Here is a 26,340-nt window from a genome sequence, read left to right as displayed (position 1 = left end):
ATTTTGCATTTAGTGTTTTTGGATTATACATAAAAGCGCGATTGTATAATATGCAATCTTAGAAATCCTTTTATATGCCTTCAAATATTATACATACTTGTTTTTATACTCGCTTCCCCACGATTCTAAGGAATGCAGCACAGAATCTAGGCTAAGCCCTAGATTTGTAAGGCTATATTCCACGCGTGGAGGCACTTCCGCATAGACTTTGCGCTTGATAATCTTTGCTTCTTCAAGCTCTCGTAAGTTTTGCGTAAGCACTTTTTGGGAGATACTTTGATTTTTGGTTGCACCCACAGATTTTTTTAGCTCACCAAATCGCTTTGTTCCGCTAAGTAAATCTCGCACGATGATGATTTTCCATTTATTGCCAATGAGGTTTAGAGTTGTCTCAATCGGACAAGGTGAAATATACGCATTCATTTTTGCTTCCTTTTGCTTGATTTTGTGATGAGATTCTAAAATTTTTAAAAATTATAGCATAAAAAATCACCCATTTTACATAATAGTATCAAAAAGAATACTATATTGTAAAAAAGTGCTTACTTGATTTTACATACTAAGTTTAATAAAATTCCAAAGTTGAAATTTTATATTTCACAATTTAAGAATTAAAGGAGACATAATGAAAATAGCAGTTTTAGCAGCAAAAGGCAGGGCAGGAAGTGCAATCGTGCAAGAGGCAGTGAATGCAGGGTTTGAGGTGAGTGCGTTTGCGAGGAGCAAAGCGCAGTTTGATGAGAGAGTGCATCTTGTCATCAAAGATATTTTTTCGCTTACAAGTGCCGATTTACAAAGCTTTGATGTGATTATTGATGCCTTTGGTGAGTGGCAGGATTTATCGTTGCATAAAAAACATATTGAGCATTTAATCAAGATTCTACAAGGCAGTAAAGTGCGCTTACTTGTCGTTGGAGGTGCAGGGAGCTTGTATATGGACAAAACACACACGACAAGACTTATGGATACGTCAGAGTTTCCTAAGGAATATATGGGGGTAGCAGAGGCGACTGCGGAGGTGCTAGGAGCTTTAAGAGGGGAGCAGAATCTGCATTGGGTCTATGTTTGCCCTCCGGCTGCATTTATCGCAGATGCACCAAAAAGTGGAGCATATAAAATCATTGGTGAAGAGTTTGAGACAAATAGCAAGAATGAAAGTCAAGGGAGTTATGCAGACTATGCAAGTGCGATGATAGAAATTGCTCAAGATTCTAGATATGATAAAGTGCGTGTGGGCGTGATAGGGCTATAAGAATCTTTTTCGCATATAGATACACTTAGATTCTAACTCAAAAGCTATGCCCTAAAATTGCTCCTAAGTTTCGAATCTAAACTAGAGGCTACTTATCCTTGTAGCCTTGCAAGGTATTCATTTATTGGGAGATTATCCACATTGGCTTTATAAATGCAATAGGCTTTTTTATCTACATCACAATAAGAATACGCGAAAGCATTATAGATAGGTGAGAGAAGTGTATCAAGACTATATCCGTGATGTCCATCATAGCTTGATGCCTCACCCCCAGCTGTGGTAATAATGCTAAATTTTTTATGTTCAAGTGCTCTTGGATTATCGCTATAATGAATATGTGAAAGCACTTTATCCTGCCATTCTTTCATTATCGCAGGTGTGCTAAACCAAAACAATGGAAATTGACACACAATCCTGTCTGCTTTTTTTAAAAGCTCAAGCTCACTTTGAAGATGAATATCTCCATTTGGATAAGTTGTGTTGAGATTGTGGATACTGATATTACTCAGCGTTTTGGCAGATTCTAAAAGGGCTTTATTAACCTTAGATTGTTCCCAATATGTGTGAGAAAAAAGAAGAAGTGTTTGCATAAATATCCTTTAGTTAGTTTGATAAAACATAAGTGTAGCAAAATTTTTTATGAATATCAAAATAAAGAACCTTGCAATAATTTAAAAATATAAAGAGAGTAAATAAAATATCTCTTTAATAGTAGATTTGGTGTAGTTTTGCAATTCTTGACTTAGATTTGCAGTGCCTTGCGGATTGAAATAATACAAAAACACTTGATTTTCTAATCCCTTGCTCCCATTCTTGCCAAAAATACTTTCAAAGCCTTGCACCTTATCCCTTGCATTCACCTCGTGTGTTAAGCCCTTAGGGTCTATGAAAATGATTTTATATTCTTTGCTTTGCTTATGTCTTAAGCCAAAAGATAAAATCAGGATAAAAGCAGCACATCTTCATCAAAGGATTCTATATAACTTTTAAGCTCCTCAAAATCGCAATGCGAGAGGATATAAGGCTTATTTTGCAAAGCAGTAGAATCCTTATATTTTGGGACAAGCAGGGGTTTAAATGTTTTGCTTTTTCTAAAGCCACTTAAGGGGTAGCTTTGGATAAATTCCTCTAATCCCTCTAAAATCCCTTTTATCGCCTCTGCTTGGGTTGCCATTATAAAAAGCGTCTCAATACCTAAGGCTTTATGAGAGAATCTTGTCCGCATATTAAAATCAAGCCCCTCACATTGCCCAAGCCTTTTTCTCACTCCCTTAAAAGGCTCAATCCGCACACCTCACCCAATGGTTTGCAAAACATATTTTTTGGCATTTTTGCTGCCTATGTTAATAAAGCTAATCATATTCACGCGGTTGCTATCCCAACCCTCGCTAAAGACTTTGCTTCCTATCATAATTTGTATCGGCGAAGATTCTTCATTAATGCCTTGAAAATATCCGCTTGTGATGTCCTCACCACTTTCAACACCAAGATGTTGCAAATACTGCTTCTCCCACTCTCTAATGCTTCCAATATTAAGGAGCAAAAAGGGCTCTTTAGCATTTTTAGATTTAAAGACAATCTCTTTGGTATTGCCCTTTATCCTACACGCCTCAACCATAGAAGCTTCTTTAGCATAAAAAATTTCTTTTCTTAAAACCTTAGAATCCATTGTTTGAATAAGCCCTAAAAATTCCTCATCTAAGCTTAGATTTTTATCAAAATACAAGTTTTGGTTTTGCAAAAGATTCTCATAGAGATTCTGTGCTAAAGGCGTAATGTCTCTATCCTCTTTTAAAATCTGTAAAATCGCTTCAAAGTAAAGCTTTATCCCCGCATCTTGCGTATTGACTTTATCCACAACAGCAATAATCAGCGGTTTATGGTAGAAAAGAGACTTATTTTTTAAAGCAAATTCTTGCATTATGTTTTCTCTATGCTTTTTCATCGCACAAAAGAGTATAAAACTCTCTAAGATTTTTACGATTTGCTCCTCACTTTTTTCTTTGTCCTTAAAGGATTTCAAATCAGAATCTAACACCGCAATATTTTTGCCATAGCCCTCAAGATTGAATCGTTCTAAATTGTAATTAAACGCACAAGTTTGCAAATCAAAACTATCGCTAAAGGTTGCGGAGAATTAAAGATAAAGCCCTTATTGCTTTTGCCCTCTGCAAGCTCTCTTATATAGCCTTTGCGCACAGAATCCTTGCTATCGCCCTTATGCGCCTCATCAAGCAAGACAATCCAGCCCTCATCTCTTAAAAAGTTCTTATAATTTAATCGTTTCGCCTTAGAATCCTTGCCAACATTTTCGCTCGTATCAAGTAAATCGCTGCGTCCAACAAAAACGATATTCTCATCAAAGAGTGAAGTGCCATAACTCACGCTTTCATAGTCTTTTAAATCTTTTAATGTAATTGTTTTGCTTTGATACGCGTTATATTCTTTGATATGTGCTTTAAACTACTCTAAAATCTTATCGTTTGGCGTTAATAACATTATGGGTTTGGCAGGCAAACTCTTAATCCCAAACAAATCGTGCAAAAGCGCGATAAGCTTTATCATCACGATACTTTTGCCACTCCCTGTTGCCATCCAAAAACTTGCTGTGTTGATTTGCTCTTTTGTGATGTCCTCTAATTCACACTCTAAATAATTGTGATAAAGGGAATCGGGGCTTTGCGTGTAGAGGCTTAAAGCAGTAATCGCACTTTTAAGGGCTGCGATTTGATATTCTTGCAAAGAAATAGTATGAGAAAAGCTACCAAATTCAAGGGAGGCAAAAAGGGATTCAAAGTTTTGAATCTTTGGTGCAAGGATTTCTTTAAGAATGAGTTTTTTCTCTAAAGTTGCTTTATTTTTCAAAGAAACTCGTGTGGATTTTGTTTTACTCATTTGCTTTTCCTTTACGCAAGGCTTTGTAGGTAGATTCTAAAATTTCTTCATCTTCTTTCTCTGCTTTAAGCAAATTTTCCTCTTTGCGTTTTTGATTAAATTTTTCATACTGCTCATAGGCGACTTGCTCCATTTGCGCATTAGAAACACTGCCATTATCTTTTAAAATTTCCTTGCCTTGAAAGACAAGCAAAGAATCCACATTTTGCCTCCAAAAGTCCATAGTCAAAGTTTGTTTATCCCTCACTCTAATCTCTGCGGATTCTAAAAACACATTCACCAAGCGATTCAGGCTATCTAGTTCCTCTTTATGTAGATAATTTTTCGCCACAATCACATCGCCTTTGCGCACAATATTACCTTTCCAGCTTGTTAGCCCCATATTAAGCTCCTTTGCATTTGCTCTCTCGCAAATCAGCTCCGCAGCAGTTTTATGTGTAATTGCATATAAAAGCTTATTTTGCGTTTGAGCAAAAAACATTTGCGTTGCCTTATCGCTTGGGTCATAATCCGCACTCAAAGCAAAAAGTTCGCGCACTTTTTGATAAAATCGTTTTTCACTCGCTCTTATATCACGAATCTGCTCTAAAAGCTCATCAAAGTAATCGCTTCTGCCATTGGGATTTTTTAGCCTATCGCTATCAATAATGAAGCCCTTTTGCAAATAACTCCTCAAATGTTCATTTGCCCAGACTCTAAACTGCACACCCCTTTTGCTTCGCACACGAAAACCCACAGCTAAAATCATCTCTAAGGAATAAAATTTCACCTTGTAGGATTTGCCATCATTGGCAGTTGTCAAGTATTCCTTGACAACTGAATCCTCTTGTAATTCCCCCTCTTGCAGGATATTTCTTATATGCAAACTTATATTTTGTTTTGAGGTGTCAAAAAGTTTTGCCATAGCATCTTGGGCTAAAAATACGCTTTCGCCAAGTTCATAGAGCTCAACCTTGACTTTTTTATCTTGCGTGGTGTAGAGGAGGAGGTTGGGCATTACTTTTTCCTATTTTCTCGTTTTGCACTTTCAGGTAAAAGGCTATAAATTTCCTCAATTTCCCTTTTATCACTTAAGATTTTTTCTGCAATATAGTTAATAATCTTAAATAAAGCTGCGGCTATCTCAACATTATCCTTTACATCTAGTTCATTTGGATGCACTGCACTATTGCCTATCACTCGCACAGAATCTAAAGCCTTTTGCAGGGTTTTATCAATTTTTTGCTTATCAATCAAGCTTTGAATCGCCTTATCAAGATTCCTATCCTCTCCTAAATGTATCATTAGTTTTTGTAAAGCTAAACGCAACAAAGCGCAAGCCCCTCTTGGAGAATCTTGCATAATCTTTGAAGCCTCTTCATAATCTGCCTTTATCTCATCGGGCAAATCTTTGTTTGGCAAAGGCGTTAAACGCGCTTTGGGATATACCATTTTTTGATTTATCCAAATGCTGATTTCATTGCAATTTTGACAAACACAAAAGGTATTTGCATAGGCTCTATAATCTTGCATAATTTCTTTTATGGCTTCTATTCTATGATGCAATCTCTCTCCCTCTCCTTCATTAAGAATATGCTTATCAATTTTCTGTGCTATACTTTCTATATCCATTATTTCATCAATAATAGCTCGTTCAAATTCACTAGGAATACAAAAATCCATTTGTGCTAACACTCCACAATGCGGACAAGTAAAGGACGATTCATTAAATTTTGGTTCTTTAAACGCAGCATTCATATTTCACTCCCAAGAATTTTTAAGCAAGGCGATGTATTCGGATTTTTGCTTTTGCAAAACCTTGAAAGATTCTAAAGCATAGCAAAACTCCTCTTTGTCTAATCCATACAGCTTGGCAATGGCAATATCTTGCTTTGCTTTGAGTTCATCATAGAGTTTAGAAGTTTTTGGAATTGCATTTTGTGAAATCTTAAATTCCTCTTGCAATTCCTTAAAATGCCCTGCTTTATCGTTATAAAGCTGCAAGATTAAGGCGTTCTTGGCGATAGATAAATAAGTTGCATTTTCTACAATTTCCTTATCGCTAGGTTGAGGCAATGGGATTCGCTCTAGGTAAGTTTTATTTACATTCATCTGCACCATTCCTCTTGTAATAAAATCCACTATGAGAGAATTAAAGATTCCAAGTGCAAAGCAGATTCTTAAATGACTTACTTTGCGATGAGTGATTGTCCCATTCTCTTGTATATAGATTTTTGGCACACTGCTCCAAATGCTATTCCCAAACCCGCAATTCTTTGGCAAAAGTGAAAAAATCAAAGTGCGCTCATTGGTATCACTTGCAATCGCACGAAATCCTAAGCGGTAAAACTGCCTGTCATACACGATAAAGGAATCTTCTGCTTTCTCTTTGCTCATTTTGGGATATACAGATTCTAAAAGCCTCTCATATTCTTTGTTATCTATGCCTAAATCCTGCTTTAAGCGGTAAATCTCCTTGCTCCTTAGTCGCCTATCAAAATCCGCAATATTTAAAAAATATTGCGGATGAGTTGCCTCTGCGTCAAATTGGTTTATCATCTTGCCCTCATAGAGAGGCACATAAGAGTGCTTGTCATTGGTCATATGTAATTCATTACGAAAATCTAAAAAAATCTCTTTGTCATTGGTCATATGTAATTCATTACGAAAATCTAAAAAAATCTCTTTGTCATTGGTCATATCTAGCTCTCGCCTCATATCAAGAGAATTAAGCGGAGCAAAGGCAGCATAGCATTTTTGTAAAATCTCTAAATCTTTTTGACTACGCACTTCTTGAAGGGCGAGTTGATTGGGGCTTAAAGCTTTAATATCTTGCGGGGTAAGCGGGATAATGTTTGATTTATCGTAAATTTCCTCAATACTTGTTTTATAAAACATTGTTTGAATCGTGTGTTTTGGCTTTGGCTTCGCATTTACTACTTGTATCAGCGCAAATTTATAACTGCGATGAACATCATTAAATACTCCCTCTCTATTTTCAAAACTATAAAAATACTTCAATGTTTTGTTTTCTAAAATCTCTTTGCGTAAAGTATAGCTTCCCTCCTCTAGCATAAGTGCACTTGGCAAGACATAGTTTAGCGAGGCATTAGGAGCTAAAAGGCTTAAGTTGCGCTCTACAAAAAAGCGAAACAAGTTGCCATCGCCACTGCCTACATTTAGCGGAAAATGTGCCTTGTAATATTCATTTTGCACGCTTACAAAGGCTTTGGTTGCTTCATATTCCTTTTTGATATAGCTTTTGGCTAGGAGATTATCTTGCACCTCCTTTTTACCGCTATTGCTTAGGGTGCGGTAGTTGCTTTGATATTGCGGGAAAAAGTCGCTATCACTAAATTTTGTCTTATCCCAAGGGGGATTGCCTACAATGGCTTGGAATCCTACAAAAGAGCTAGATTTTACATCTACAATTTCAGGAAATTCTATCTCATAGTTAAAAAAGCTAAATTCCTTAGCATAAGCTTGGATTGCTTTCTTTAAGCCCTCATACTCTTTAGTATCTGCTAGTTTTTCTATATTATCACTTTGTGTGAGTGCATAAAAAAGCTTTAGCTCCTGCGCATTCATAAAACTTCTGCTGTTGAGCATATTTAAATACAAATTAAGCTTTTCTAGTGTGGGAGCAATCTCGTCTTTATAAAGCCTCTTGCTCTCTTTAATCTGCTCTTCTGTGGTGTCTTTGATAGAATCTAGCTTTGCGAAAACTTCGCTTAAAATTTGGAATTCATTTAAAAAATTATAGATAAGCAAACTCTGCCCCGATTTTTTACCCTTTTGCTTACTCATTTTTGCTTGTAATGTATGATAGTAATCCTTAAATTCCTTTATATTCGTGCCAATAAGCGCATTTCCGCATTTGATATGATGCTCTAAAAAGCTTAGGGGTGTGCCAAAAATAAAGCTATCTATCCATAAGGAGAGTTTCGTAAGCTCTATACTAAAGGGATTTAAATCCACTCCAAAAATCACGCGTTTTAAAAGCAATCGCTTCAAAATATCGCTTTCATCGGCTTCATAGCCTTTGATAAAGGCACAAATATTATTTTGCACTGCTTGTTTTTCTTGCTCATACACGCTTTTAAGCGCAGGGAAAGATTCAAAATCCTCTTGCACGATTTGCGTGATTTGGTTTAAGGCTTCTACGAGAAAATGTCCGCTTCCACAGGCATTATCTAGGATTTTAAAATGCAAGATATTGTTATCATTGAGTTTGTCTTTTAGGGCGGATTGAACAAGGAATTTGGTAATAGAATCGGGCGTGTAAAAACTCGCAGTGCTTTTGCGGGAATTGCTCGTGTTTTTGAGATAGATTTGCCCCTTTTTGTAGGTAGCTTGGCGGTGGATTGTGGAATCTTTTTTAATTTTTGCATAATCATAACTATCAAAGTAGCCCTCAATAGAATCTAATTTGCCCTTGCCCTTTTTGGGTGCATAGACAAGGTAGAAAATCTCCTCTTCTGCAATGGCAAAAAAGTAAGAGAGTAAGCCCTCATAAATCGTGCCCAAGTGCGCTACGCTCAAGGTGCGATAATCTCTCCTAAAAAGCGTATTTTGCGTATCTGTGCTTTGATAATTAAATAAAGAATCTAAAATGTCCATTAAATCCTTATCGTTGAAGATTTTAGGCATTTTTAAAAGTGGAGCATTGGCTTCATCAAAAAGTCCGCCATTAAAGATTGGCATATCTAGGTTTGGATTGCCTTCATTGTAGATTCTAAAAATCTGCTCTAAGTCACTTAAACCACCATAACTTTGCGCTAAATTCTCTTGTTTGTTTTTAAGCTTTTCAAGCAGAGTGTAAAGGCTAATGTGCTCTTTAAAACTTGAATGCTTTAAGAGAATCGCGTCAAACTTATCCTCAAAATAAGCGATAAAAAGCAGACGAAAGATAAAATAAAGCGAGGATTGATAAATGTCTTCTAGCTTGACATTAGGATTTTTAGCATAAATGCAAGAGCCGATTTGCTCAAACAAGGAATCCTTGCCATTAATCCCATAAATGAGTGATTGCAAGTCGTCCTCTATATTGATTTTGGCTTGATTGTTTTTATTAAGAATGTCTGTGATTGTATTTTTGGATTCTGTATTTGGCTTTGTGAAGTTGTTTGCGTGAAATATGTGATAAAAATAGTTAAAGCCTTGCGTGTCGTTAGATTCTACAATCATTTCAAGGTTGATTTCATAAAAGACTTTTTGACTGCTAAGTTTAGAATTATCATAAAATCGCCAAATTCTACCATTGGTAAGAAATCCAAAATCAAGCTTAAGATTGCTTAAATAGCGCAAAAGCTGAAAGTGTGGATTATCTTTGATTTTTTTGTTATCCACTTCTACATTGTAGGCTTTGGATTCTAAAATCACCGATATATGGGCGTTTGTAGCTTGTCTTTGCCCTTTTTCTATGCTTTCATAGGCTTTTTTAGAATTTGTATTGCTAAAAAGTAAGAAGTCTGGCTTTTCTAACTTGCCTTGAATGATTTTTTCATCTTGGCGGATAAACTCCCAACCTAGAATCTCCAATACTTTAGCAATAAAATCATCTTCAAATTGATGTTCATTTTGCTTTAAAAACTTCGCTTTATCATAAAGTGCTTTGATAGAATCTAGGGCAGCTTGTGCTTTTTGCTTATTTTTATCAAATTCATAAATGTGCGGAAAATCTACTTCTAGTGTGTAGGTAGTAAAGAGGTTGTTGTTAAGAAAAGGGAAGTTTTGCATTGTTACTCCTCATCTTAGACTTTTTGATATTTTAAACAATTTGATTTTAATAGTTCTATTTTAAATATATCTTTTAAGTAACCTATGCAAACAATGTAATACTCTGTATTTTCCTCTATATCATTAGGGATAAGGCTTTTTGAACGATAGACTGAAAACTTGTTGTTTCCTGCTGAAATTTCTAAAAAAGCATAATCTTTTTTAGGGACAAGATTCAGTTTTCCTTTCCCATAAAATACATAAATTTTACCTTTATCTTCCTCTGTAAAATATACTCCCAAGCTTTTTCTCCTTAGTGTGTTGTAGGTTCTAGTCGCTTCTGTTGCATTATGAATTAACATTGGATTATCTTGCATTGTATTGCCCGATAAATAAGTCTGTCTTATGCTTTTGTCTGTGCATAAATATCGCAGCATTGAATCTAGTTTGCGTTTAATCTGCGTGTCGTTTAATGTTTCTATATAGCTTTCAGTCATTTTATTAGAAGCAGCTTTATATCTATATGGACAATTTTCTTGGTGTGGAGTGCTTGGCTTTTGCTTTAAATGTGGTGTTGTAATATTACGCACATAAGATAATGCAGCCTTACGACAATCGGGGCAAAATATTTTATGCTCATAGGAATAGCAATTTTCCTCGTTGAGTTTATTAAATGACACAATGCTACTGTCTGCACTATAATAAAATTCGTCATATTTGCGTTTATTTTCCATTCCACCTCCTTTTTAGTTGTAATATTTTTTCACTCTCTCCCATCTTCTAGCACTTTCGTCTCGCCATTAGATTCTATTTCTAGCACAACATACGGCAGCCCTTGCTTGTTTAGCTCCTGCATAAAGGGGTCGGGGTCGTTTTGCTCCATATTCCACACACCACTTCCTTGAAATTCAGCTTGTAGCGATAAATCGGAGAGCTTGTCGCTCATTTGTGCGATAGACGCTTGTGTCTTATCTCCGCATTCGCAACTGCGCAACCCCGATTTCTCATCTACAATCTTAGAATTTCTATCACGACTTGCCACTTCCGCACAATTCTTATTGTTTTCATTTTGCAACTCTAGCGCATTATCAATTCCTTGATATTCCCCACCTTTTGGCATATCACTATTATTTGCACCATTTGCAACTTTCGCGCAATCTATTCCCCATTTGCCCTCGCAAATAAGCTTCGCCCCAATCATTGCTGGCACACCTGTGGTATAGCTCACGCCTTGCGCATTCACTTCCGCATAGCATTTCTCGTGCTCACACACATTATAGATATAAATCGTGCGCTCCACTCCGTCTTTCACACCCTTAATGTAGCAGCCGATATTTGTCTTGCCTTTTGTGCGACTTGCCAAACTTGCAGGGTCGGGCAAAAGCGTCTTTAGCACCTCTATTGGCACGATTTTTTGCCCCTTATGCTCCACGCAATCCACGCGCAAAAGCCCAACATTCTCTAAACATTTCATATGCGTGAGGTAGGATTCTCCAAAGGTCATAAAAAAGCGGATTCTCTTTAGTCCCTTGATATTGCGCACAAGCGATTCTAGCTCCTCGTGGTAGAGCAAATAGCTGTTTTTCACACCCACTTCAGGATAATCCCATTCTTTCATTAGCGCAAGAGGCGGAATATCGCGCCATTGCCCCCCTGCATAATCCACTACCTGCAAATCCTGTGTGTTAGATTCTAATTTAAAATGCTTCTCTACTCGCTCAAATTTGCGATAAATACTATCACGAGAGAGGTCAAAGTTTTGGGCATATTGACTTTGAGAATCTTTCACCCAAAATCGCCCTTTGGAGCTCACTTCACGCAAATTAATTTCAGGATTAAAGTTTGTTGCAAACGCATAGCCGTGGTCTCCAGCGTTACAATCCAAAATATCAATGCTCTCTATTGTGTCAAAATAATGCTTTTGCGCGTATGCACAAAAGACATTCGTAACACCCGGGTCAAAGCCGCTACCAAGCAAAGCAAAGATTCCAGCTTCCTTGTAGCGCGTGTCATACGCCCATTGCTCCTTATATTCAAAATGCGCGGAATCGGGGTGTTCATAGTTTGCGGTGTCCAAATAATGCGTCTTTGTGCGCAAACACGCCTCCATAATCGCCAAATCTTGATAAGGAAGCGCGACATTCACCACGAGCTTTGGGCGATATTTTTCAATCAAAGCCACAAGGGATTCCACATTGTCCGCATCTACTGCATCCACCTCAATTTCACCCAAGCCTTTGGCGCGAATAGAATCTGCGATTGCCTTGCATTTGCTCAATGTGCGTGAAGCCAAAATAATGCGTGAAAACACCTCACGATTCTGCGCCATTTTGTGCGCAACAACGCCTCCAACTCCTCCTGCTCCGATTTGTAAAACAACAGCCATAATCTCTCCTTTGTATGTTTTTATCACTACTTTGATATATCATTATACACCAAATCCTTGAATCTAGCTAAATTTCACCGCTGCAGCCCTAGATTCTGTAATGTTTATGTTATGATTACATTTTATCTTTAGCCAAAGGATATATATGCTTCTCTCACTTGCCATAGATACAGCGTTTAAAGGCTATCTTAGCTTACAAAATACCATAGAAAACGATTTTGAATTAAGTGGTATTGCTCCTTTAGAATCTGCTACATCTACGCAAATTAGTTATATAGACCAAGATAAATACTTGAGTAATCTTGTAGATTCTAAAGTGGGTGCTGTTTTTATCCGCCCTCATTTGCTTGAGAAAGTCCCTTCGCATATTCAACCTCTTGTAGTCGAGAATCCACATCTTGCCTTTGCCTTACTTTCACAGCTTTTTGCTGCACCTTGTTTCACGCTCACTACTCAAAATCCCCGCTCAAACAATATTCAAATAGGTGCAAATGTCGTTATTGGCGATAATGTCAGCATTGGGGAGCATAGTATAATTATGCCAAATGTCGTTATTGGCGATAATGTCAGCATTGGGGAGCATTGTAAAATTTATCCTAATGTTGTCATTTATCGTGATAGTATTATTGGTAATCGTGTAAATATCCACGCAGGAAGCATAATAGGCTGTGATGGTTTTGGCTATGCGCATACAAATGATGGTAAGCATATTAAAATAGAGCACAATGGACGCGTTGTTATAGAAGATGATGTGGAAATTGGTGCAAACAATACGATTGATAGAGCTGTATTTGGGGAGACAATTATCAAAAAGGGTGCAAAAATTGATAATCTCGTGCAAATAGGGCATAACTGCGTGGTTGGGGAACATAGTATTTTAGTTTCACAAGTGGGTTTGGCTGGTTCTACAACCACAGGTAGAAATGTCATAATGGGCGGACAAGCTGGCACAGGAGGGCATATCCATATTGGCGATTTTGTGCAGGTTGCTGGACGCGGCGCAGTAGGCAAAAATTTGCCTCCACATACCAAATGGGGAGGACACCCACTTATGGAGCTAAGTGAGTGGATGAAATTCTATGTTTCATTGCGTAGATTGATAAAAAAAGATTCTAAAAAGCCACAATGAGCCAAACATATCATTATTTTAAAGGAAAATGCAATGAATACAACAAGTAAATGGAATAGCTTTAATACAAGCTGGGTGATTTCTCTTTTTGGAACAGCTGTGGGTGCTGGGATTTTATATCTACCCATTAAAGCAGGTGGAGGGGGAATCTGGCCTGTAATAGCAATGTGTTTTATTATATTTCCTATGGTTTATCTTAGTCATCGCGCACTTAGTCGTTTTGTATGCCAAGCAAATGGTAATGATAAAGATATTACCTACGCTGCTGAAGAATATTTTGGTCGCAATGTGAGTATATTCATTTCAATTCTCTATTTTTTTGCAATTTTTCCTATTTGTCTTGCATATTGTGTGGGTATTACAAACACATTTGAAAGTTTTATTTACCATCAGATTCTCCCAATTATTAATGAAAATCACCCTAAAGTTGCTCCACTTGGGACTTTAGCAGGATTCATACAAAGCATTTACTATGACCCATATAGTTTTCTCCAACAAAGCGAAACCGGAACACTTCTTAAGCTTCAATCTGAAAATTATGCTACTTTGCGACCATTTTGGCGAGCTGGGCTTGTTTTTATCTTGGTAAGTGCCTTTATGATTATTATGCTTTTTAGTGAAAAGCTTATCATAAAAGTGTGTCAATGGCTTGTATATCCTCTTTGCGCTATTTTATTTGTATTTTCACTCTATCTTATTCCTCATTGGAATCTTGAAAATATTACATTCGTGCCCGATATGAAAGATTTTTTGATAATTGTATGGCTCACGCTCCCTGTGCTTGTGTTTTCCTTTAATCATTCTCCTGCAATTTCTACCTTTGCATTAAGTGTTAAACGCGAATATGGAGAAAATGCTATCGCACAATCAGATTCTATACTTTTGCGCACTTTAATTATGCTTCTTATCTTTGTGATGTTTTTTGTTATCTCTTGCGTGCTTTCTCTATCGCCACAAGAGCTTATAGAAGCTAGAGCACAAAATATCCCTGTGCTTTCATATTTTGCCAATAAACTTGACAATCCATTGATTTCCTATGGTGGTCCTTTGATTGCATTTTTGGCAATTTCTAGTTCATTTTTTGGGCATTATTTTGGTGCGCGTGAGGGTGCATATGGTATTGTAAGGAAATGTTGCAAAATTGTAGGTAATAAAGAGCCAAACCTTAGGCTTATCGCAGCAATATGCACATTTGTAATGTATGTTATTATGCTTGTTACTGCCTATATCAATCCAAGCGTTTTAGGATTCATTGAGGATTTAGGAGGTCCGATTATCGCAGCTATCCTTTTTCTTATGCCTATCATTGCTATTTATACCGTATCTAAGATGAAGCAATTTAAGAATCCAGCCCTTGATGCTTTTGTCTTTATAACAGGGCTTTTAACAATATTTACTATTACTTATAAGCTCATATTATAAGATATTCATATGCTATATTATGTTAAGTTTTATTTCAAAAATCGGGGTGAGGAAGGTAAATTCTATGTGGAATAAATTATCCATAGGTGCAAAATTTTCATTTGTTCAAGCTGTTATTGTTGTGGTGGTTGCTGTTCCACTTATATTGTTTGTTCAATGGATAATGGGGAATACTACACAAGCGCAAGCCAAATTGCAAATCAACCAAGTGGCTTCCATAGTAGAGGGTAATTTTCAAGTTACTTCTCAACAAATCATTAACGAAAGCGAAAATTCATTAAAGTTTTTCAAAAATGATTTAACAGCTTTGTATGGGGCTTTAAGAAAAAATAGTTACAGAATCGGCGACACTATGAGATTTGGTGATAAAGATGTGCCTACCTTGTATTACAATGGCGTGAATCTTGTGGGTAATACAGAACTTGTTGATAAGTTTTCAAATTTAGTCGGTGGTGTGGCAACTATATTTGTCAAAAGTGGTGATGATTTCATACGCATAGCAACCTCACTCAAAGATGCACAAGGCAATAGAATGGTAGGCACACCACTTGGTAAATCTCACCCAGCTTTTGCTGAAATGACAAAGCCCAATCCAAGTATATTTCGTGGCAAAGTGCATCTTGTGGGCAAGGATTATATGTCTATTTATGAAGCCATCTTAAATGAAAATAATCAAGTCATAGGTATTTTATTTGTTGCATATGATTTGGGAGATGCATATGAATTAATTGCACAAAAATTAGGGGATATTCATATAGGGGAGAGAGGAAAAATTATCATTTTTGATAAAACACAAGACACATTTATTCTCGGTGGAGAAGGTAAGCCTAGTGATTTTGCACATTTAAAAACACTCAAGCCTAAAATGGAAATTTCTTACTCTCTTAATGGAAAAGATTATCAAAGTTATGTGGATTATAATGCCGAGCTTGATTTATATATTGTGGTTGAAGTTTTAATGAAAGATTTTACTTCGGCTAATGAAAAAATTGAACTTATTATTGTATTTGGGATTATTATCTTGGCTTGTGCTATTCTCATTGCTTCTTTTATGACGATTAAATTTTTTCTACTTGCACGAGTAAAAAGTATTTCTGATTTGCTTTTTGATTTTTTAAAATATCTTAACTATGAGAAACAACAGCCCCCGAGTTTGCTTAATCCCAAAGCAGAAGATGAGCTTGGAAATATATGTATTGCTATTAATGAAAATATACAAAAAACAGAAAAAGGATTGCAGACTGATAAACAAGCAGTGCAGCAATTTATTGATGTGGCAAATCATATAGGAAGTGGTAATTTTACTGCTAGAATCGTAGAGAATCCACATAATCCACAGCTTTTAGAACTCAAAAGTGTGCTTAATCAAATGCTAGATACCTTACAAAATAAAATTGGACAGGATATGAATGAGATTTCGAGCGTGTTTAAGTCATACATTGATTTAGATTTTACTACTCAAGTTGAGAATGCACACGGAGAAGTAGAAACCACTACGAACGCTTTGGGTTCAAGTATTAGAGAAATGCTTCATACTTCATCGGAATTTGCCAAAGAATTAGAAGTAAGCGCAAAAGACTTAAAACAAGCCGTTTATAATCTCACCGAAGGCTCACATAAGCAAGCTTCAGCATTGGGACAGACTGCCCAAGCATTGGAACAAATGAATGCTTCTATGGAAAGCATTTCTGGACGTGCCAATGATGTAAGTAGTCAAGCTAATGATATTCGCAATATTGTAAGTGTGATTAGAGATATAGCAGACCAAACAAATCTCTTAGCATTAAATGCAGCTATTGAAGCAGCAAGAGCTGGAGAACACGGAAGAGGATTTGCTGTTGTTGCAGATGAGGTGAGGAAGCTTGCTGAACGCACAGGCAAATCGCTTTCTGAAATTGAGGCAAATATTAATATTTTGGTTCAAGGTGTAAATGAAATGAGCGAGTCTATTAAGGAGCAAACTTTAGGAATAGGACAGATTAATGATGCTGTCTCACAACTAGAGAATGCAAATTCACAAAATGTGGAAATTGCAAATCATTCTCAAAACATTAGTAATTCGGTGAATACTATTGCCCATAAGATTTTTGATGATGTGAAGAAGAAAAAATTCTAATACAAAACCTTATTTGATACTTTCAAGCACTTTTTGGGCGTGCCCTTTAGCGCGGACATTATAAAAGCAGTGCGTGATAATGCCATCTGTGCCTATGATAAAAGTGCTACGAATAATGCCTTGCACCTCTTTGCCATACATCATTTTTGTGCCATACGCACCATAGGAACTCGCTACACTTTTATCACTATCACTTAGAAGCAATACTTTAAGTGATTTTTTGTCTATAAAATTTTGATGACATTTAGGACTATCTGGGCTAATACCCACTACCACAGCGTTTTTTGCACCAAAATCATTTATTAAAGCACTAAATTCTTCTGCTTCAATTGTGCAGCCGGGCGTGTTATCCTTAGGATAGAAATACACTACGACTTTTTGGCTCAATAAGTCTTGTAGAGCTATTTCTGTCCCATCAGCACTTTTTAGCCTAAATTGCGGTGCTTTGTCGCCATTTTGTAATTTCATTTTTCACTCCTTATAATAAATTTACTCTGTTTTAGCATCATTGCTCAAAACTCGCAATGTATGTTTTTATACACTCTAAAATAGCAGGATTAAGTGTGAGCTTTAGCCTCATCACACTTAAGGTAAAGTCATAGTCTAAAAGCTTTACCTCATCTTTGCTCGTTACAAGCAGACTTGTCGCATTATGTGCTTGCAACACTTCTTGTAAAAAATCCTTATCAAATCGCGCGTGGTCGTTTAATGTAATTTTGCCCACCACAGAAGGTAAAAATTCATCAAGTCGTGCAGGATTGGCAATGGCTGTTAAAAGGAGCATTCTTTGGGTTGGATTTTCTATATGAACTTCTCGCTTATAGTCTATACCCTCACGCACGAGTAAATCAGCTTCTTTGTATGCGCTTGGCAATTCACGATACATTCCGCTTGGCAAACAGAAAGGGAAGTAGGGCTTTAAAAGTGGCTCAAGCACAATATTGAGTTTTGCAAAGTTAAAACGGAATCCATCATCTAAAAATATCACTTTCGCACCCATTTGTTTGGCTTTTTCTATGGCTTGTTTTCTGTCTTTGCTTACAATCACACTCGCATTTTGTAGCTCTTTTGCAAGTAAATAAGGCTCATCTCCTGCTTCTTTTTGTGAGGTGAGAATCTTGCCCCATTCACTCACCACCACAAGTCCTTTTGATGCGCGTTTATAGCCTCTTGAGATGATAGCTACTTTATCAAAATATTTTGCTACTTCAATGATAAAGGGTGTTTTGCCACTCCCGCCAACGATAAGATTCCCCACACTTATAATAGGGAGAGAAAAATCATAGAATCTCGCGCATTTACGGCGCAAAAATGCCCCAATGCCATATATTAAGCATAAAGGTAAAAGCACAATGCTTAAAGCCTTTTGCCACATATTTGGCTGATAAAAATAAGAGTCAATCCATCGCATACTTACCTTTCTCAAAAAGTAAATTTTTAAACTTTATATCGTGTATGAATCTTGTGTAAAATCACCCATAAAAATTACAGGCATAGCGCGTTTAAAGGTATTTTTCCATATACGCGCACTTAAAGATTCTATCATTTCTTGCTCAAATCCTGCTTGTGCTAAATGTGTTTTAACATTATTTTGTGTCTTCAGTGTGTTAGATTCTAAGCCCCCGCAATCCGTAAAGGCGTGTAAAAATTTATCAATGCGCTCATAGCTATATCCTAAATCTGTTTCATCACTTTGATTTGCAAATAAATCCGCACTCGGTTTTTTAGTGATAATGCACTCAGGCAATTCTAATGCACGAGAGAGTGCAAAAATCTGTGTTTTGTAGAGATTTCCAATAGGGTTTATTGCAGAAGCTAAATCACCAAAAATCGTGCCATAGCCTAATAAAATCTCACTCTTGTTGCTTGTGCCTAGAACAAGGGCATTGTCTGCACTTGCACAATCATAAAGCAATGTCATACGCATTCTTGCACAAAAATTACCCATTCTTTGTTTTTGTGCATTATCAAGCCTATTCATATGTATTCCGCCTAAATCCATACCCTCTTGTTTTGCAAAGACTTCTTGAAAAGGTGCGAGTTGGATAATTCTGTGATTGATATCTAAATGTTGGGCGAGAAAAAGAGCATCATCAAAATGACTATGATGTGAGCTAAGAGATGGCATAAGCAGGGCGCAAAGATGTTCTTTGCCTAAAGCTAGGGTTGCTAGGGTTGCTACAAGCGCAGAATCTATACCGCCACTTAAACCCAACACTGCTTTTTTGAATCCGCGTTTGGTAAATTCATCTTGTATAAAATATATGCAATCACGCACAAATTTATCCATATCATAGTCCTTTGAACACATCTTAGTTGAAAATTCTTTTGCATTTATTAATTTATTAATATTGTTTTCATTTTTTAGTAAATTTTGTGTAAATGTCGCATTATAACACACTCTTAAAACAAACAAAAAAACCTTTATTTAAATAAACAATATTTAAGTTTTTTTTACATACGATATTGAGTTTTAATAACCTCACGATAAGGTGAAAGAAAGGAGAAAAGATGCAAGACACAAAAAGACGCGATTTTCTGGGAATGGCTCTAGGTGGTGTTGCTGCTGTAGGTGCTGTGGCATCTTTATATGCAATGAAACGCTCTTGGGACCCATTGCCTAGTGTTGTCTCGGCTGGTTTTACGACATTTGATTTGAGCGCACTACAAGAAGGAGTGCTTCAAACGGTGGAATGGAGGGGGAAGCCTGTATATATCCTCAAAAAGTTACCTAATAGCAAAAAAACACAAGGGAGAGATTTTGAACTCAATGGTGCGCTTTATACGGTTGGGATTCAAATATGCACCCATTTGGGTTGTATTCCTAGTTTTAATCAAGGAACACAAGAGTTTGCGTGTGCGTGCCACGGTGGAAGATTTGACTCTTCTGGAGTAAATGAAGCTGGCACACCACCACCTCGTCCTATGGATATCCCACCTTTTAAAATTGATGGGACAAAAATGGTGCTAGGCGAAGAAGGGCAAGAATACAAAGCCTTGCTTGAAGCTAAAAACGCATAAGGAGACAATATGGAAGTAAAAAAAGCTGAAGGTTTGGTAGATTGGCTCGACCAACGCCTTGCTGTTAGAAAATTAGTAGAAGTATTGATGACTAAGTATTGGATTCCAAAAAACATCAACTTCTTATGGGCTATGGGTGTTGTGCTACTTACGCTATTTTCATTGCTTGTTGTATCTGGTTTTTTTCTTTTAATGTATTATAAACCCGATGTGAATCTTGCTTTTGATAGTGTAAATCATACGATTATGACTGAAGTAGCATTTGGTTGGTTATGGCGACATATTCACGCAGTGGCTGCAAGTATGATATTCCTTATTATTTATATCCATATGTTTGTAGCAATTTACTATGGCTCGTTTAAAAAAGGGCGAGAAATGGTGTGGATAGGTGGTATGCTCATTTTTGTTCTTTTTTCAGCTGAAGCATTTAGTGGTTATATGCTTCCTTGGGGACAAATGAGCTACTGGGCTGCTGCAGTTATTACAAATCTTTTTGGTGGTATTCCTGTAATTGGACCTGATGTAGTTGAATGGGTGCGTGGTAACTTTGTAGTAGCGGATTCTACATTGACAAGATTCTTTATGCTTCACGTGTGCTTACTTCCTATTGTAATTCTTGGTGTTATAGGATTACACTTCTATACTTTGAGAATGCCTCACGTAAATAACGAAGATGGCGAACATATTGATTATGAAGCTGAAGCTAAAAAATATGAGGAAGGTAAGAAAAAAGAATCTAAAGTTATTCCTTTCTGGCCTGTATTCCTTTCAAAAGATATTTTTGTAGTATGCTTGTTTATGATTGGATTCTTCTATCTTGTATGTTTCCATTTTGATTTTGCGATGGACCCTATCAATTTTGACCCTGCAAACAATCTCAAAACTCCTGCTCACATTTACCCTGAATGGTATTTCTTGTGGAGCTATGAAGTATTGAGAGGCTTTTTCTTTAGTGCTGACCTTGGTTTAGCGGCTTTTGGTATTGCACAAGTAGCGTTTTTATTCTTGCCTTGGCTTGATAGAAGCTCTGTTGTTGCTCCTGCTCATAAGCGTCCTGGATATCTTTTATGGTTTGTGCTACTTGTTGTTGATATGATTGTTCTTACAATCTTTGGTAAGCTTCCACCTGAAGGAGCAAATAACTTCATTGGTTTTGTAGCTTCTATTGGATTCTTGTTCCTTGTGTTTGTGGCATTGCCAATCGTAACAATACTTGAAAAAAAGAAAGGAGCACACTAAGATGAAAGAAATAAAAATTTTAGCAATTATTGTAGTCATTGTAGGTGTGTTGTATTGGGGTGTTGAACCTCTTGCTCACGCGACATTCCACCCTGAAGTGGCAAAAGCTGATTTTGAGTTTAAAGATTTGCAAGATATTGACTTAAGCAAAGGTGATGCAACTCGTGGTAAAGAGATTGTAGAGACAAATTGTGTGGCGTGTCATACGCTTAATGATGCAGGTATTGCTGGTGCAGATATGACAATGTATTTCCGTGATAACAAAGAGGCTACTATCTTTACTCCAGATATTTCTACTGCAGGCGCGATTTATGATGGGAAGTTTTTAGCTAATCTTATTATTGACCCTGTGAATGCACTTCACCTTGCGCATAAGTTTCCTAATGGTGATTTCCCAATGACACAATACTTTGGACTTGAAGATACGAATCAAGAAGTTGCGGACATTGTAGCTTATCTTAAATCAGTTGGTTCTATTTCTCTTAAAAAGCAAGTATTAGAATCTGAAGAGTTTATCGCTAAAAAAGAAGCGATTGAAAAAACAGAACTTTCTAATGAACAAAAACAAACAGAGATTGCTTCGCTTGAAGAAAACCTTACAAATAAAGCTGTATTTCTCAATGCGTGTTCTCGCTGTCATACAATGAAATATGATGATGTAGCTTCTCGCACTACACCTGAAAGCCTTAATGTTTATCTTGGTTCTACTGCACCTGACCTTTCAATGATGATTCGTAGTAAAGGCAAACATTATTTGGAATATTTCATTAATGATCCGCAAAAAGTATCTTTTAAAGCGATACAAGATGCAATTATTCAAAAGGAAGGCACACTTCCACCAAATGACAAAAAGAGTCCTTGGCAAGATGACAGAGATTATAGCAATCTTGCCAAAGAGCTTGGTGTAATGCCTGTTGGGCTTTCTATGCCACGCGTTGGTTTGACAGAAGAAGCGCAAGAGCGAGTTGTTGCTTATTTGGAATCTATTGGTGATGCGAAAAAAGAACAACGAGAAACTCTTGGTATCTATTTAATGATATTCTTTGGTATAATGAGTGTGCTTGCATACCTTTGGAAAAAACGTATTTGGAGTGAAGTCCATTAATTTCTTTTCTCTCCTCTTAATAAAAGAGGGGAGATTTCTTCTTTTTACTATATTATAAAATTTACAAGAATTGAGATTGTTATACCTACCTCTTTAAAGATTTGAGGAGTATGTTTGGTATTGTTTTTATTGCTTGTGTTTTTTGGGATTCTGCAAATATATATGTGTGATTTACGCGTAATATTTTGAGGTGTGGAAGTATATAAAAAAGTTTATGTTATAAAGATGAATGGAATTTAAAAATAAATTTCTGTGTTTTTAAGGGTGAAGTTAAAAATATCAAAGTCAATAAAAAATTTAAAGTAAAATAAGGAGTTTAGATTCTCAAGTAAGAGAATCTAAAAAAGTAATGAGTCTATTTTGCTAAAGCTTCAAGCTCAATTTTTATTTCGACATTATCGCTTACCATTACATTTGCAGTATCTGTGCCGATGTCAAAATCTTTACGATTAAGTTTTCCTTCTAATGTAACCGCAATGATGTCTTTGTTTGTTTTTGGGTGCTTCACAGGACCATTAAGTTCTACTTCAAAATTGACTTTTTTTGTAATACCTCTCATTGTGATATTTGCTTCAAGCTTTTTGCCATTGTGCTTGACAAGTGAGAGAGTTGCTTTTGGGAATTTTTTTGAATCAAAAAAGTCAGGAGCGTTGAGATGTTTGTCTCGCCCATCGCTGTTTGTGTTGATAGAGGAGATTTGCACTTCGCCTTCAAGTGCTGTAATTTTTTTCCCCTCTACATCAAGAGTTCCGCTAAATTTATTAAAGTTACCTTTCACATTACTTACAGACATGTGTTTTACGCCAAACCCTACAGATGAATGACTTGCATCAACTACATAGCTTTCTGCCATAAGTGAAGAGGCACACAATAGCCCAACTGCTGCAAAAAATGAAATCTTTCTCATAACCTACTCCTTTAAGAAATTTGCTCTAACGCATATTGATTCTAATTTCGCAAAACAAATCAAATATAAATATCGCTTAAAACCTATGAAAGTTTTAAAAATATTGAGGATATATGTGATGATACTCATCTTACTCAATATTTAATATTGGTAAAAAATTTCATTTTTAATTTATTTTTAAGTGATGTAATATTAATATCTATTTATAAAAACTATTCTTATTATTTAGAATAGGCTATCAAACAAAAGGGGTCTTTATGAAAGAATATTTAAACGCGTTTATCTTAGCAAGTATGGGACTTACAAGCGTAATGGCAGACCAATTAGAGACTTATACACAAGATACAAATGCTAGTGGGGGGGGGCATATAAGACAATCAATCTTAATCGCTCTGTTGTAAGTGCAAGTGGATATGAGCAGGATATAAAAACAGCACCCGCAAGTATAAGCATTATTAATAAAGAGGATATTATGACTCGCCCTCTTAGAGATATTGGAGACGCAGTGCAAGATGTGCCGGGTGTGTATGTCGAGCAGGACAAAACAGGACAAAATACAATTTCTATGCGTGGTCTTAGTTCTGCTTATGTGCTTATCCTTATTGATGGCAAAAGGCAAAATACTTCACAAGGCTTTATCCAAAATGGCTTAGGGAATCAAACTTCATTTATGCCACCGCCAAGTATGATTGAACGCATTGAAGTGATAAGAGGACCTGCATCTACAATTTATGGATCTGATGCAATGGGAGGAGTTATTAATATTATCACTAAAAAACATTTTAATACTATCTCAAGTGGTGCGCAACTAGAATCTAAGTTTTTTGAGCCTGGTGAATGGGGCAATGCTTATGGACTAAATGCTTATTTAAACACCCCACTTATAAAAGATAAGCTTTCTCTTAGTTTGCGAGGTTCTTATCGCTATAATGAAGCAAATGCTTTTTTGAATCCGAGTTATGTAGTCAATGCTGCGGGGAACCCATATGCTGCACACTCTTCCACAGGCTCACAAAATTGGAGTGCAGGATTTCGGATTAACTATACACCTACTACAAGAGACTATATTTATTTAGATTCTGAAGTGTATAATGGGCGATTTGGGACTTTAAACACCTCTTCTAACAGCATTACTTCTATTCAAGAACTTTATAAAAATAATAGCATTCTTAGCTACGAGGGGAACTATGACTGGGGGAAACTCTCTAGCTATATTCAATATGCTTATAATGTTATTGCTCCACATACAGGAGTAAAAATGGGTGCAGATAGAGGAGATTCTATAAATTGGGCAAATAAGCGCACAAATCAAAATATCGTCTTTCAAAGCACTTATACAAATAATTTTGATTTTGATAAGGCAGGAAGTCTTATTTTTAATGGAGGGGTGTATTATCTGTATGAGAATCTTGCGGGAAACTTTGGCAATGGATTTGGTAAAAGAAATTTACATCAAAATCAAGCCGCGCTCTTTGGAGAGGGGGAATATATTTTCAATGAATACATCAGCACAACTTTGGGATTGCGCTACAATTACAGCGATACATACGCATCAGCTACTGCACTCAATCCGCGATTTTATGTGAATTTTAATCCAACAGATTGGCTCACACTTAAAGCTGGTGTGGCAAGTGGTATGCTTACGCCTCCACTACTTCGCACAATAGATGGCTATGCAGAAGTTTCAAATAATGGACAAACGACCAATACCTATGGGAATCCAAACCTCAAGCCTGAGCAAAGTCTAAATTATGAGCTAAGTGCTATTCTTGATTTTGACCCAGCAATGTTTATTTTAACGGGTTACTACACAGACTTCCATAATCAAATTGAAACACTTAGTGGCTTACCAACAGGGACATATATGTCTGAAATTAATATCACTTGCCCTGCAAATACAACTTGCTCTTATTATCGCAATATCGATAAATCCTTAGTGAGCGGCGTAGAAGCAAGTTTCACACTTAAGCCTATTAATGGCTTTGGACTTGATACTAGCTATGGATTCACCTATACAGAGGCTTTAAGTGGAGCAGGTAAAGGCGAATCTGTTAATTCTATCCCGCGTCATAATTTCACCATTAAGCCAAGCTATACTTATAAAAACTTCAATATGTATGTGCGTTGGAGTGGGAAATACAAAACACCTACACCTTATGCAGGGAGCAATGCGCGAACCAATGTGCGTCAAATTGTAGGGCAGTATTACAAAGATTATCAGCTTGTAGATGTTGCGGCAACTTATAAATTTGCTAAACATTATGCGCTCACTCTAGCAGTAAATAATCTCTTTGATGTGTATTTTATGGATTATATACCCTATACAAATAGAGGCAGTCAAAGTGCGCAAAATGCCTATCAAAGAATCTTGCCAAGCAGAAATTATTGGGTGAGTTTTAGGGCAGATTTTTAATACTTCACATATAACTCACACTTTTTAGATAAGATTGTGAGAATATATATTAGAATCTTATTAGGAGGGCTTTCAATGAAACTTCATCGCAAATTATGGATGCAAATTCACTTATATTTAAGTTTGTTTTTTTTACCTGCGGCATTAATTTATGCTATCACAGGAGCACTTTATATCTTTGAGATTCGCCAAAATTCTGGTGCTACTATCATAGAAATACCTCTTGAAAATTTGCCTCAAAAGGGTGAAGAACAAGACTTTATTCTCAAAATCCTCAAAGAGCATAATCTCAAAGTCCCTTCAAATACCCAAGTGCGTGAAATGAAAGGACAAGCAACTATGGGAAATATCAAATATAGCGTGGCTCTCACAAAAGATAAACGCGATAGACCAATTTTGCGCTCTGTCGATAGGAATCTCTATGGGGTATTAATGATGATGCACAAAAGTGGCGGGAGCAAGTTTGAGCTTGGCGGCTTTAAATTCACATTTTTTGATTTTATCGCTGTGTGTTTTGGGCTATCTATGATACTTTTTTATCTCTCTGGACTCATTATGACTTCATTTTGCAAAGGCAAACGCAAGAGTGCTTTTGGTGTTTTAGGCATAGGATTAGTTGTTACTATACTTGCTGTTTATTTCAGTATTTAAGCACACTCTTACCACTAAGTAAGCTTTTCTCCAATTATGGTTTATCTATTCCACCCGAAATGGATAAATCCATTACTTTAATTTTGACATATTTTATTTTGTATGTA

The 26,340-nt window shown here is 36.5% G+C and carries 26 protein-coding genes and 1 pseudogene; 11 read left to right on the top strand and 16 right to left on the bottom strand.

The window, feature by feature from the left end:
- Positions 1 to 87 precede the first annotated feature (87 nt).
- A complete protein-coding gene (rrpB, locus tag LS65_RS07605; protein WP_034361168.1) occupies positions 88 to 423 on the bottom strand; it encodes a MarR family transcription factor RrpB in 336 nt (111 codons plus the stop codon).
- Between the two features lie 202 nt (positions 424 to 625).
- On the opposite strand from rrpB, the gene LS65_RS07600 reads away from it, so the two are divergent.
- A complete protein-coding gene (locus LS65_RS07600) occupies positions 626 to 1,252 on the top strand; it encodes an SDR family oxidoreductase (protein WP_034361170.1) in 627 nt (208 codons plus the stop codon).
- Between the two features lie 92 nt (positions 1,253 to 1,344).
- Here the strand turns inward: LS65_RS07600 and LS65_RS07595 are convergent, their stop codons facing one another.
- The 11 genes from LS65_RS07595 to LS65_RS07560 form a co-directional block, all read right to left on the bottom strand.
- Positions 1,345 to 1,842: an NAD(P)H-dependent oxidoreductase gene (locus LS65_RS07595; protein WP_034361171.1), complete on the bottom strand. Its 498-nt coding sequence runs from the start codon at positions 1,840 to 1,842 to the stop codon at positions 1,345 to 1,347.
- Between the two features lie 81 nt (positions 1,843 to 1,923).
- Positions 1,924 to 2,112 carry a hypothetical protein gene (locus tag LS65_RS07590; RefSeq protein WP_138129826.1) on the bottom strand — a complete coding sequence of 63 codons (189 nt, stop codon included), beginning with the start codon at positions 2,110 to 2,112 and terminating at the stop codon, positions 1,924 to 1,926.
- Positions 2,113 to 2,192: 80 nt separating this feature from the next.
- Positions 2,193 to 2,519, bottom strand: a complete 327-nt coding sequence (locus LS65_RS10235) for a hypothetical protein (RefSeq protein ID WP_236096677.1) — start codon at positions 2,517 to 2,519, stop codon at positions 2,193 to 2,195.
- 27 nt (positions 2,520 to 2,546) lie between these two features.
- Positions 2,547 to 3,359 (bottom strand): hypothetical protein, encoded by an 813-nt coding sequence (locus tag LS65_RS10230; RefSeq protein ID WP_052061024.1) that lies wholly within the window; start codon positions 3,357 to 3,359, stop codon positions 2,547 to 2,549.
- Positions 3,329 to 3,637, bottom strand: a complete 309-nt coding sequence (locus LS65_RS10225) for a hypothetical protein (RefSeq protein ID WP_052061025.1) — start codon at positions 3,635 to 3,637, stop codon at positions 3,329 to 3,331. The genes LS65_RS10230 and LS65_RS10225 overlap by 31 nt, the downstream gene beginning before the upstream one ends.
- Before the next feature lie 78 nt (positions 3,638 to 3,715).
- A complete protein-coding gene (locus LS65_RS10220) occupies positions 3,716 to 4,147 on the bottom strand; it encodes a DEAD/DEAH box helicase family protein (RefSeq protein ID WP_052061026.1) in 432 nt (143 codons plus the stop codon).
- Positions 4,140 to 5,144, bottom strand: a complete 1,005-nt coding sequence (locus LS65_RS07580) for a virulence RhuM family protein (RefSeq protein WP_034361173.1) — start codon at positions 5,142 to 5,144, stop codon at positions 4,140 to 4,142. Before LS65_RS07580 ends, LS65_RS10220 begins: the two co-directional genes overlap by 8 nt.
- The gene (locus LS65_RS07575; protein WP_052061027.1) at positions 5,144 to 5,884 is read right to left on the bottom strand and encodes a DUF4145 domain-containing protein; all 741 of its coding nucleotides are present in this window, start codon (positions 5,882 to 5,884) and stop codon (positions 5,144 to 5,146) included. The genes LS65_RS07580 and LS65_RS07575 overlap by 1 nt, the downstream gene beginning before the upstream one ends.
- A gap of 3 nt (positions 5,885 to 5,887) precedes the next feature.
- Positions 5,888 to 9,865 (bottom strand): Eco57I restriction-modification methylase domain-containing protein, encoded by a 3,978-nt coding sequence (locus tag LS65_RS07570; RefSeq protein ID WP_034361174.1) that lies wholly within the window; start codon positions 9,863 to 9,865, stop codon positions 5,888 to 5,890.
- 14 nt (positions 9,866 to 9,879) lie between these two features.
- Complete coding sequence (locus LS65_RS07565) at positions 9,880 to 10,578, bottom strand: hypothetical protein (RefSeq protein ID WP_034361175.1); 699 nt, start codon at positions 10,576 to 10,578, stop codon at positions 9,880 to 9,882.
- Positions 10,579 to 10,607: 29 nt separating this feature from the next.
- Entirely contained in the window at positions 10,608 to 12,230 is a 1,623-nt protein-coding gene (locus LS65_RS07560) for a saccharopine dehydrogenase family protein (protein WP_034361176.1), read from the bottom strand.
- A gap of 145 nt (positions 12,231 to 12,375) precedes the next feature.
- Between LS65_RS07560 and lpxD the strand changes: the two genes are divergently transcribed.
- The 4 genes and pseudogenes from lpxD to LS65_RS10475 all read left to right on the top strand — a co-directional run bounded on the left by lpxD (position 12,376) and on the right by LS65_RS10475 (position 16,897).
- The gene (lpxD, locus tag LS65_RS07555; RefSeq protein ID WP_138129825.1) at positions 12,376 to 13,359 is read left to right on the top strand and encodes a UDP-3-O-(3-hydroxymyristoyl)glucosamine N-acyltransferase; all 984 of its coding nucleotides are present in this window, start codon (positions 12,376 to 12,378) and stop codon (positions 13,357 to 13,359) included.
- 33 nt (positions 13,360 to 13,392) lie between these two features.
- The gene (locus tag LS65_RS07550) at positions 13,393 to 14,781 is read left to right on the top strand and encodes an SLC5/6 family protein (protein WP_034363126.1); all 1,389 of its coding nucleotides are present in this window, start codon (positions 13,393 to 13,395) and stop codon (positions 14,779 to 14,781) included.
- Between the two features lie 19 nt (positions 14,782 to 14,800).
- Positions 14,801 to 16,156: pseudogene (locus tag LS65_RS10480) on the top strand (Cache 3/Cache 2 fusion domain-containing protein); the annotation flags it as partial.
- Positions 16,151 to 16,897, top strand: coding sequence for a methyl-accepting chemotaxis protein (locus LS65_RS10475; protein WP_419471485.1), 747 nt, complete (start codon positions 16,151 to 16,153; stop codon positions 16,895 to 16,897). The pseudogene LS65_RS10480 and the gene LS65_RS10475, both read left to right, overlap by 6 nt.
- Positions 16,898 to 16,906: 9 nt before the next feature.
- Here LS65_RS10475 and bcp read toward each other — a convergent pair whose 3' ends face one another.
- From bcp to LS65_RS07530, 3 genes are read right to left on the bottom strand one after another with little or no spacing between them, the layout of a single operon-like run.
- Positions 16,907 to 17,365: a thioredoxin-dependent thiol peroxidase gene (gene bcp, locus LS65_RS07540; protein WP_034362964.1), complete on the bottom strand. Its 459-nt coding sequence runs from the start codon at positions 17,363 to 17,365 to the stop codon at positions 16,907 to 16,909.
- A 37-nt stretch (positions 17,366 to 17,402) separates the two neighbouring features.
- Positions 17,403 to 18,308 (bottom strand): tetraacyldisaccharide 4'-kinase, encoded by a 906-nt coding sequence (locus LS65_RS07535; protein ID WP_034362965.1) that lies wholly within the window; start codon positions 18,306 to 18,308, stop codon positions 17,403 to 17,405.
- Positions 18,309 to 18,341: 33 nt separating this feature from the next.
- On the bottom strand, positions 18,342 to 19,208 hold the full coding sequence (locus LS65_RS07530) for an NAD+ synthase (protein WP_268903710.1): 867 nt from the start codon (positions 19,206 to 19,208) through the stop codon (positions 18,342 to 18,344).
- 200 nt (positions 19,209 to 19,408) lie between these two features.
- Here LS65_RS07530 and petA point away from each other — a divergent pair, with 200 nt between their 5' ends.
- From petA to LS65_RS07515, 3 genes are read left to right on the top strand one after another with little or no spacing between them, the layout of a single operon-like run.
- Positions 19,409 to 19,918 (top strand): ubiquinol-cytochrome c reductase iron-sulfur subunit, encoded by a 510-nt coding sequence (gene petA / locus LS65_RS07525; protein WP_034362967.1) that lies wholly within the window; start codon positions 19,409 to 19,411, stop codon positions 19,916 to 19,918.
- Between the two features lie 9 nt (positions 19,919 to 19,927).
- The gene (locus tag LS65_RS07520; RefSeq protein WP_034362968.1) at positions 19,928 to 21,157 is read left to right on the top strand and encodes a cytochrome b; all 1,230 of its coding nucleotides are present in this window, start codon (positions 19,928 to 19,930) and stop codon (positions 21,155 to 21,157) included.
- 1 nt (position 21,158) lies between these two features.
- The gene (locus LS65_RS07515; protein ID WP_034362969.1) at positions 21,159 to 22,262 is read left to right on the top strand and encodes a c-type cytochrome; all 1,104 of its coding nucleotides are present in this window, start codon (positions 21,159 to 21,161) and stop codon (positions 22,260 to 22,262) included.
- Positions 22,263 to 22,617: 355 nt separating this feature from the next.
- On the opposite strand, the gene LS65_RS07510 is transcribed toward LS65_RS07515, so the two are convergent.
- Positions 22,618 to 23,169, bottom strand: coding sequence for a YceI family protein (locus LS65_RS07510; protein WP_034362971.1), 552 nt, complete (start codon positions 23,167 to 23,169; stop codon positions 22,618 to 22,620).
- 257 nt (positions 23,170 to 23,426) lie between these two features.
- Between LS65_RS07510 and LS65_RS09810 the strand changes: the two genes are divergently transcribed.
- The 3 genes from LS65_RS09810 to LS65_RS07500 all read left to right on the top strand — a co-directional run bounded on the left by LS65_RS09810 (position 23,427) and on the right by LS65_RS07500 (position 26,233).
- Positions 23,427 to 23,570 carry a hypothetical protein gene (locus LS65_RS09810; protein WP_161976262.1) on the top strand — a complete coding sequence of 48 codons (144 nt, stop codon included), beginning with the start codon at positions 23,427 to 23,429 and terminating at the stop codon, positions 23,568 to 23,570.
- Positions 23,546 to 25,582, top strand: coding sequence for a TonB-dependent receptor domain-containing protein (locus tag LS65_RS07505; RefSeq protein ID WP_034362973.1), 2,037 nt, complete (start codon positions 23,546 to 23,548; stop codon positions 25,580 to 25,582). The genes LS65_RS09810 and LS65_RS07505 overlap by 25 nt, the downstream gene beginning before the upstream one ends.
- Positions 25,583 to 25,657: 75 nt before the next feature.
- Complete coding sequence (locus LS65_RS07500; protein WP_138129824.1) at positions 25,658 to 26,233, top strand: hypothetical protein; 576 nt, start codon at positions 25,658 to 25,660, stop codon at positions 26,231 to 26,233.
- The last annotated feature ends 107 nt before the right edge of the window (positions 26,234 to 26,340 follow it).

The sequence above is a fragment of the Helicobacter japonicus genome, from assembly GCF_000762845.2.
Classification (GTDB): domain Bacteria; phylum Campylobacterota; class Campylobacteria; order Campylobacterales; family Helicobacteraceae; genus Helicobacter_C; species Helicobacter_C japonicus.
The sequence above is the reverse complement of the archived record's forward strand: the minus strand, read 5'-3'. Positions and strand labels throughout refer to the sequence as shown.

Coding starts and splice junctions, on each gene's coding strand:
- rrpB (WP_034361168.1), bottom strand. CDS start 423: ATGAATGCGTATATTTCACCTTGTCCGATTGAGACAACTCTAAACCTC.
- LS65_RS07530 (WP_268903710.1), bottom strand. CDS start 19,208: ATGTGTTCAAAGGACTATGATATGGATAAATTTGTGCGTGATTGCATA.
- LS65_RS07570 (WP_034361174.1), bottom strand. CDS start 9,865: ATGCAAAACTTCCCTTTTCTTAACAACAACCTCTTTACTACCTACACA.
- LS65_RS09810 (WP_161976262.1), top strand. CDS start 23,427: ATGAAAGAATATTTAAACGCGTTTATCTTAGCAAGTATGGGACTTACA.
- LS65_RS07520 (WP_034362968.1), top strand. CDS start 19,928: ATGGAAGTAAAAAAAGCTGAAGGTTTGGTAGATTGGCTCGACCAACGC.
- LS65_RS10475 (WP_419471485.1), top strand. CDS start 16,151: ATGCTAGATACCTTACAAAATAAAATTGGACAGGATATGAATGAGATT.
- petA (WP_034362967.1), top strand. CDS start 19,409: ATGCAAGACACAAAAAGACGCGATTTTCTGGGAATGGCTCTAGGTGGT.
- LS65_RS07580 (WP_034361173.1), bottom strand. CDS start 5,144: ATGCCCAACCTCCTCCTCTACACCACGCAAGATAAAAAAGTCAAGGTT.
- LS65_RS07500 (WP_138129824.1), top strand. CDS start 25,658: ATGAAACTTCATCGCAAATTATGGATGCAAATTCACTTATATTTAAGT.
- lpxD (WP_138129825.1), top strand. CDS start 12,376: ATGCTTCTCTCACTTGCCATAGATACAGCGTTTAAAGGCTATCTTAGC.
- LS65_RS07535 (WP_034362965.1), bottom strand. CDS start 18,308: ATGCGATGGATTGACTCTTATTTTTATCAGCCAAATATGTGGCAAAAG.
- bcp (WP_034362964.1), bottom strand. CDS start 17,365: ATGAAATTACAAAATGGCGACAAAGCACCGCAATTTAGGCTAAAAAGT.
- LS65_RS07565 (WP_034361175.1), bottom strand. CDS start 10,578: ATGGAAAATAAACGCAAATATGACGAATTTTATTATAGTGCAGACAGT.
- LS65_RS07595 (WP_034361171.1), bottom strand. CDS start 1,842: ATGCAAACACTTCTTCTTTTTTCTCACACATATTGGGAACAATCTAAG.
- LS65_RS07515 (WP_034362969.1), top strand. CDS start 21,159: ATGAAAGAAATAAAAATTTTAGCAATTATTGTAGTCATTGTAGGTGTG.
- LS65_RS07510 (WP_034362971.1), bottom strand. CDS start 23,169: ATGAGAAAGATTTCATTTTTTGCAGCAGTTGGGCTATTGTGTGCCTCT.
- LS65_RS07560 (WP_034361176.1), bottom strand. CDS start 12,230: ATGGCTGTTGTTTTACAAATCGGAGCAGGAGGAGTTGGAGGCGTTGTT.
- LS65_RS07600 (WP_034361170.1), top strand. CDS start 626: ATGAAAATAGCAGTTTTAGCAGCAAAAGGCAGGGCAGGAAGTGCAATC.
- LS65_RS10220 (WP_052061026.1), bottom strand. CDS start 4,147: ATGAGTAAAACAAAATCCACACGAGTTTCTTTGAAAAATAAAGCAACT.
- LS65_RS07550 (WP_034363126.1), top strand. CDS start 13,393: ATGAATACAACAAGTAAATGGAATAGCTTTAATACAAGCTGGGTGATT.
- LS65_RS07575 (WP_052061027.1), bottom strand. CDS start 5,884: ATGAATGCTGCGTTTAAAGAACCAAAATTTAATGAATCGTCCTTTACT.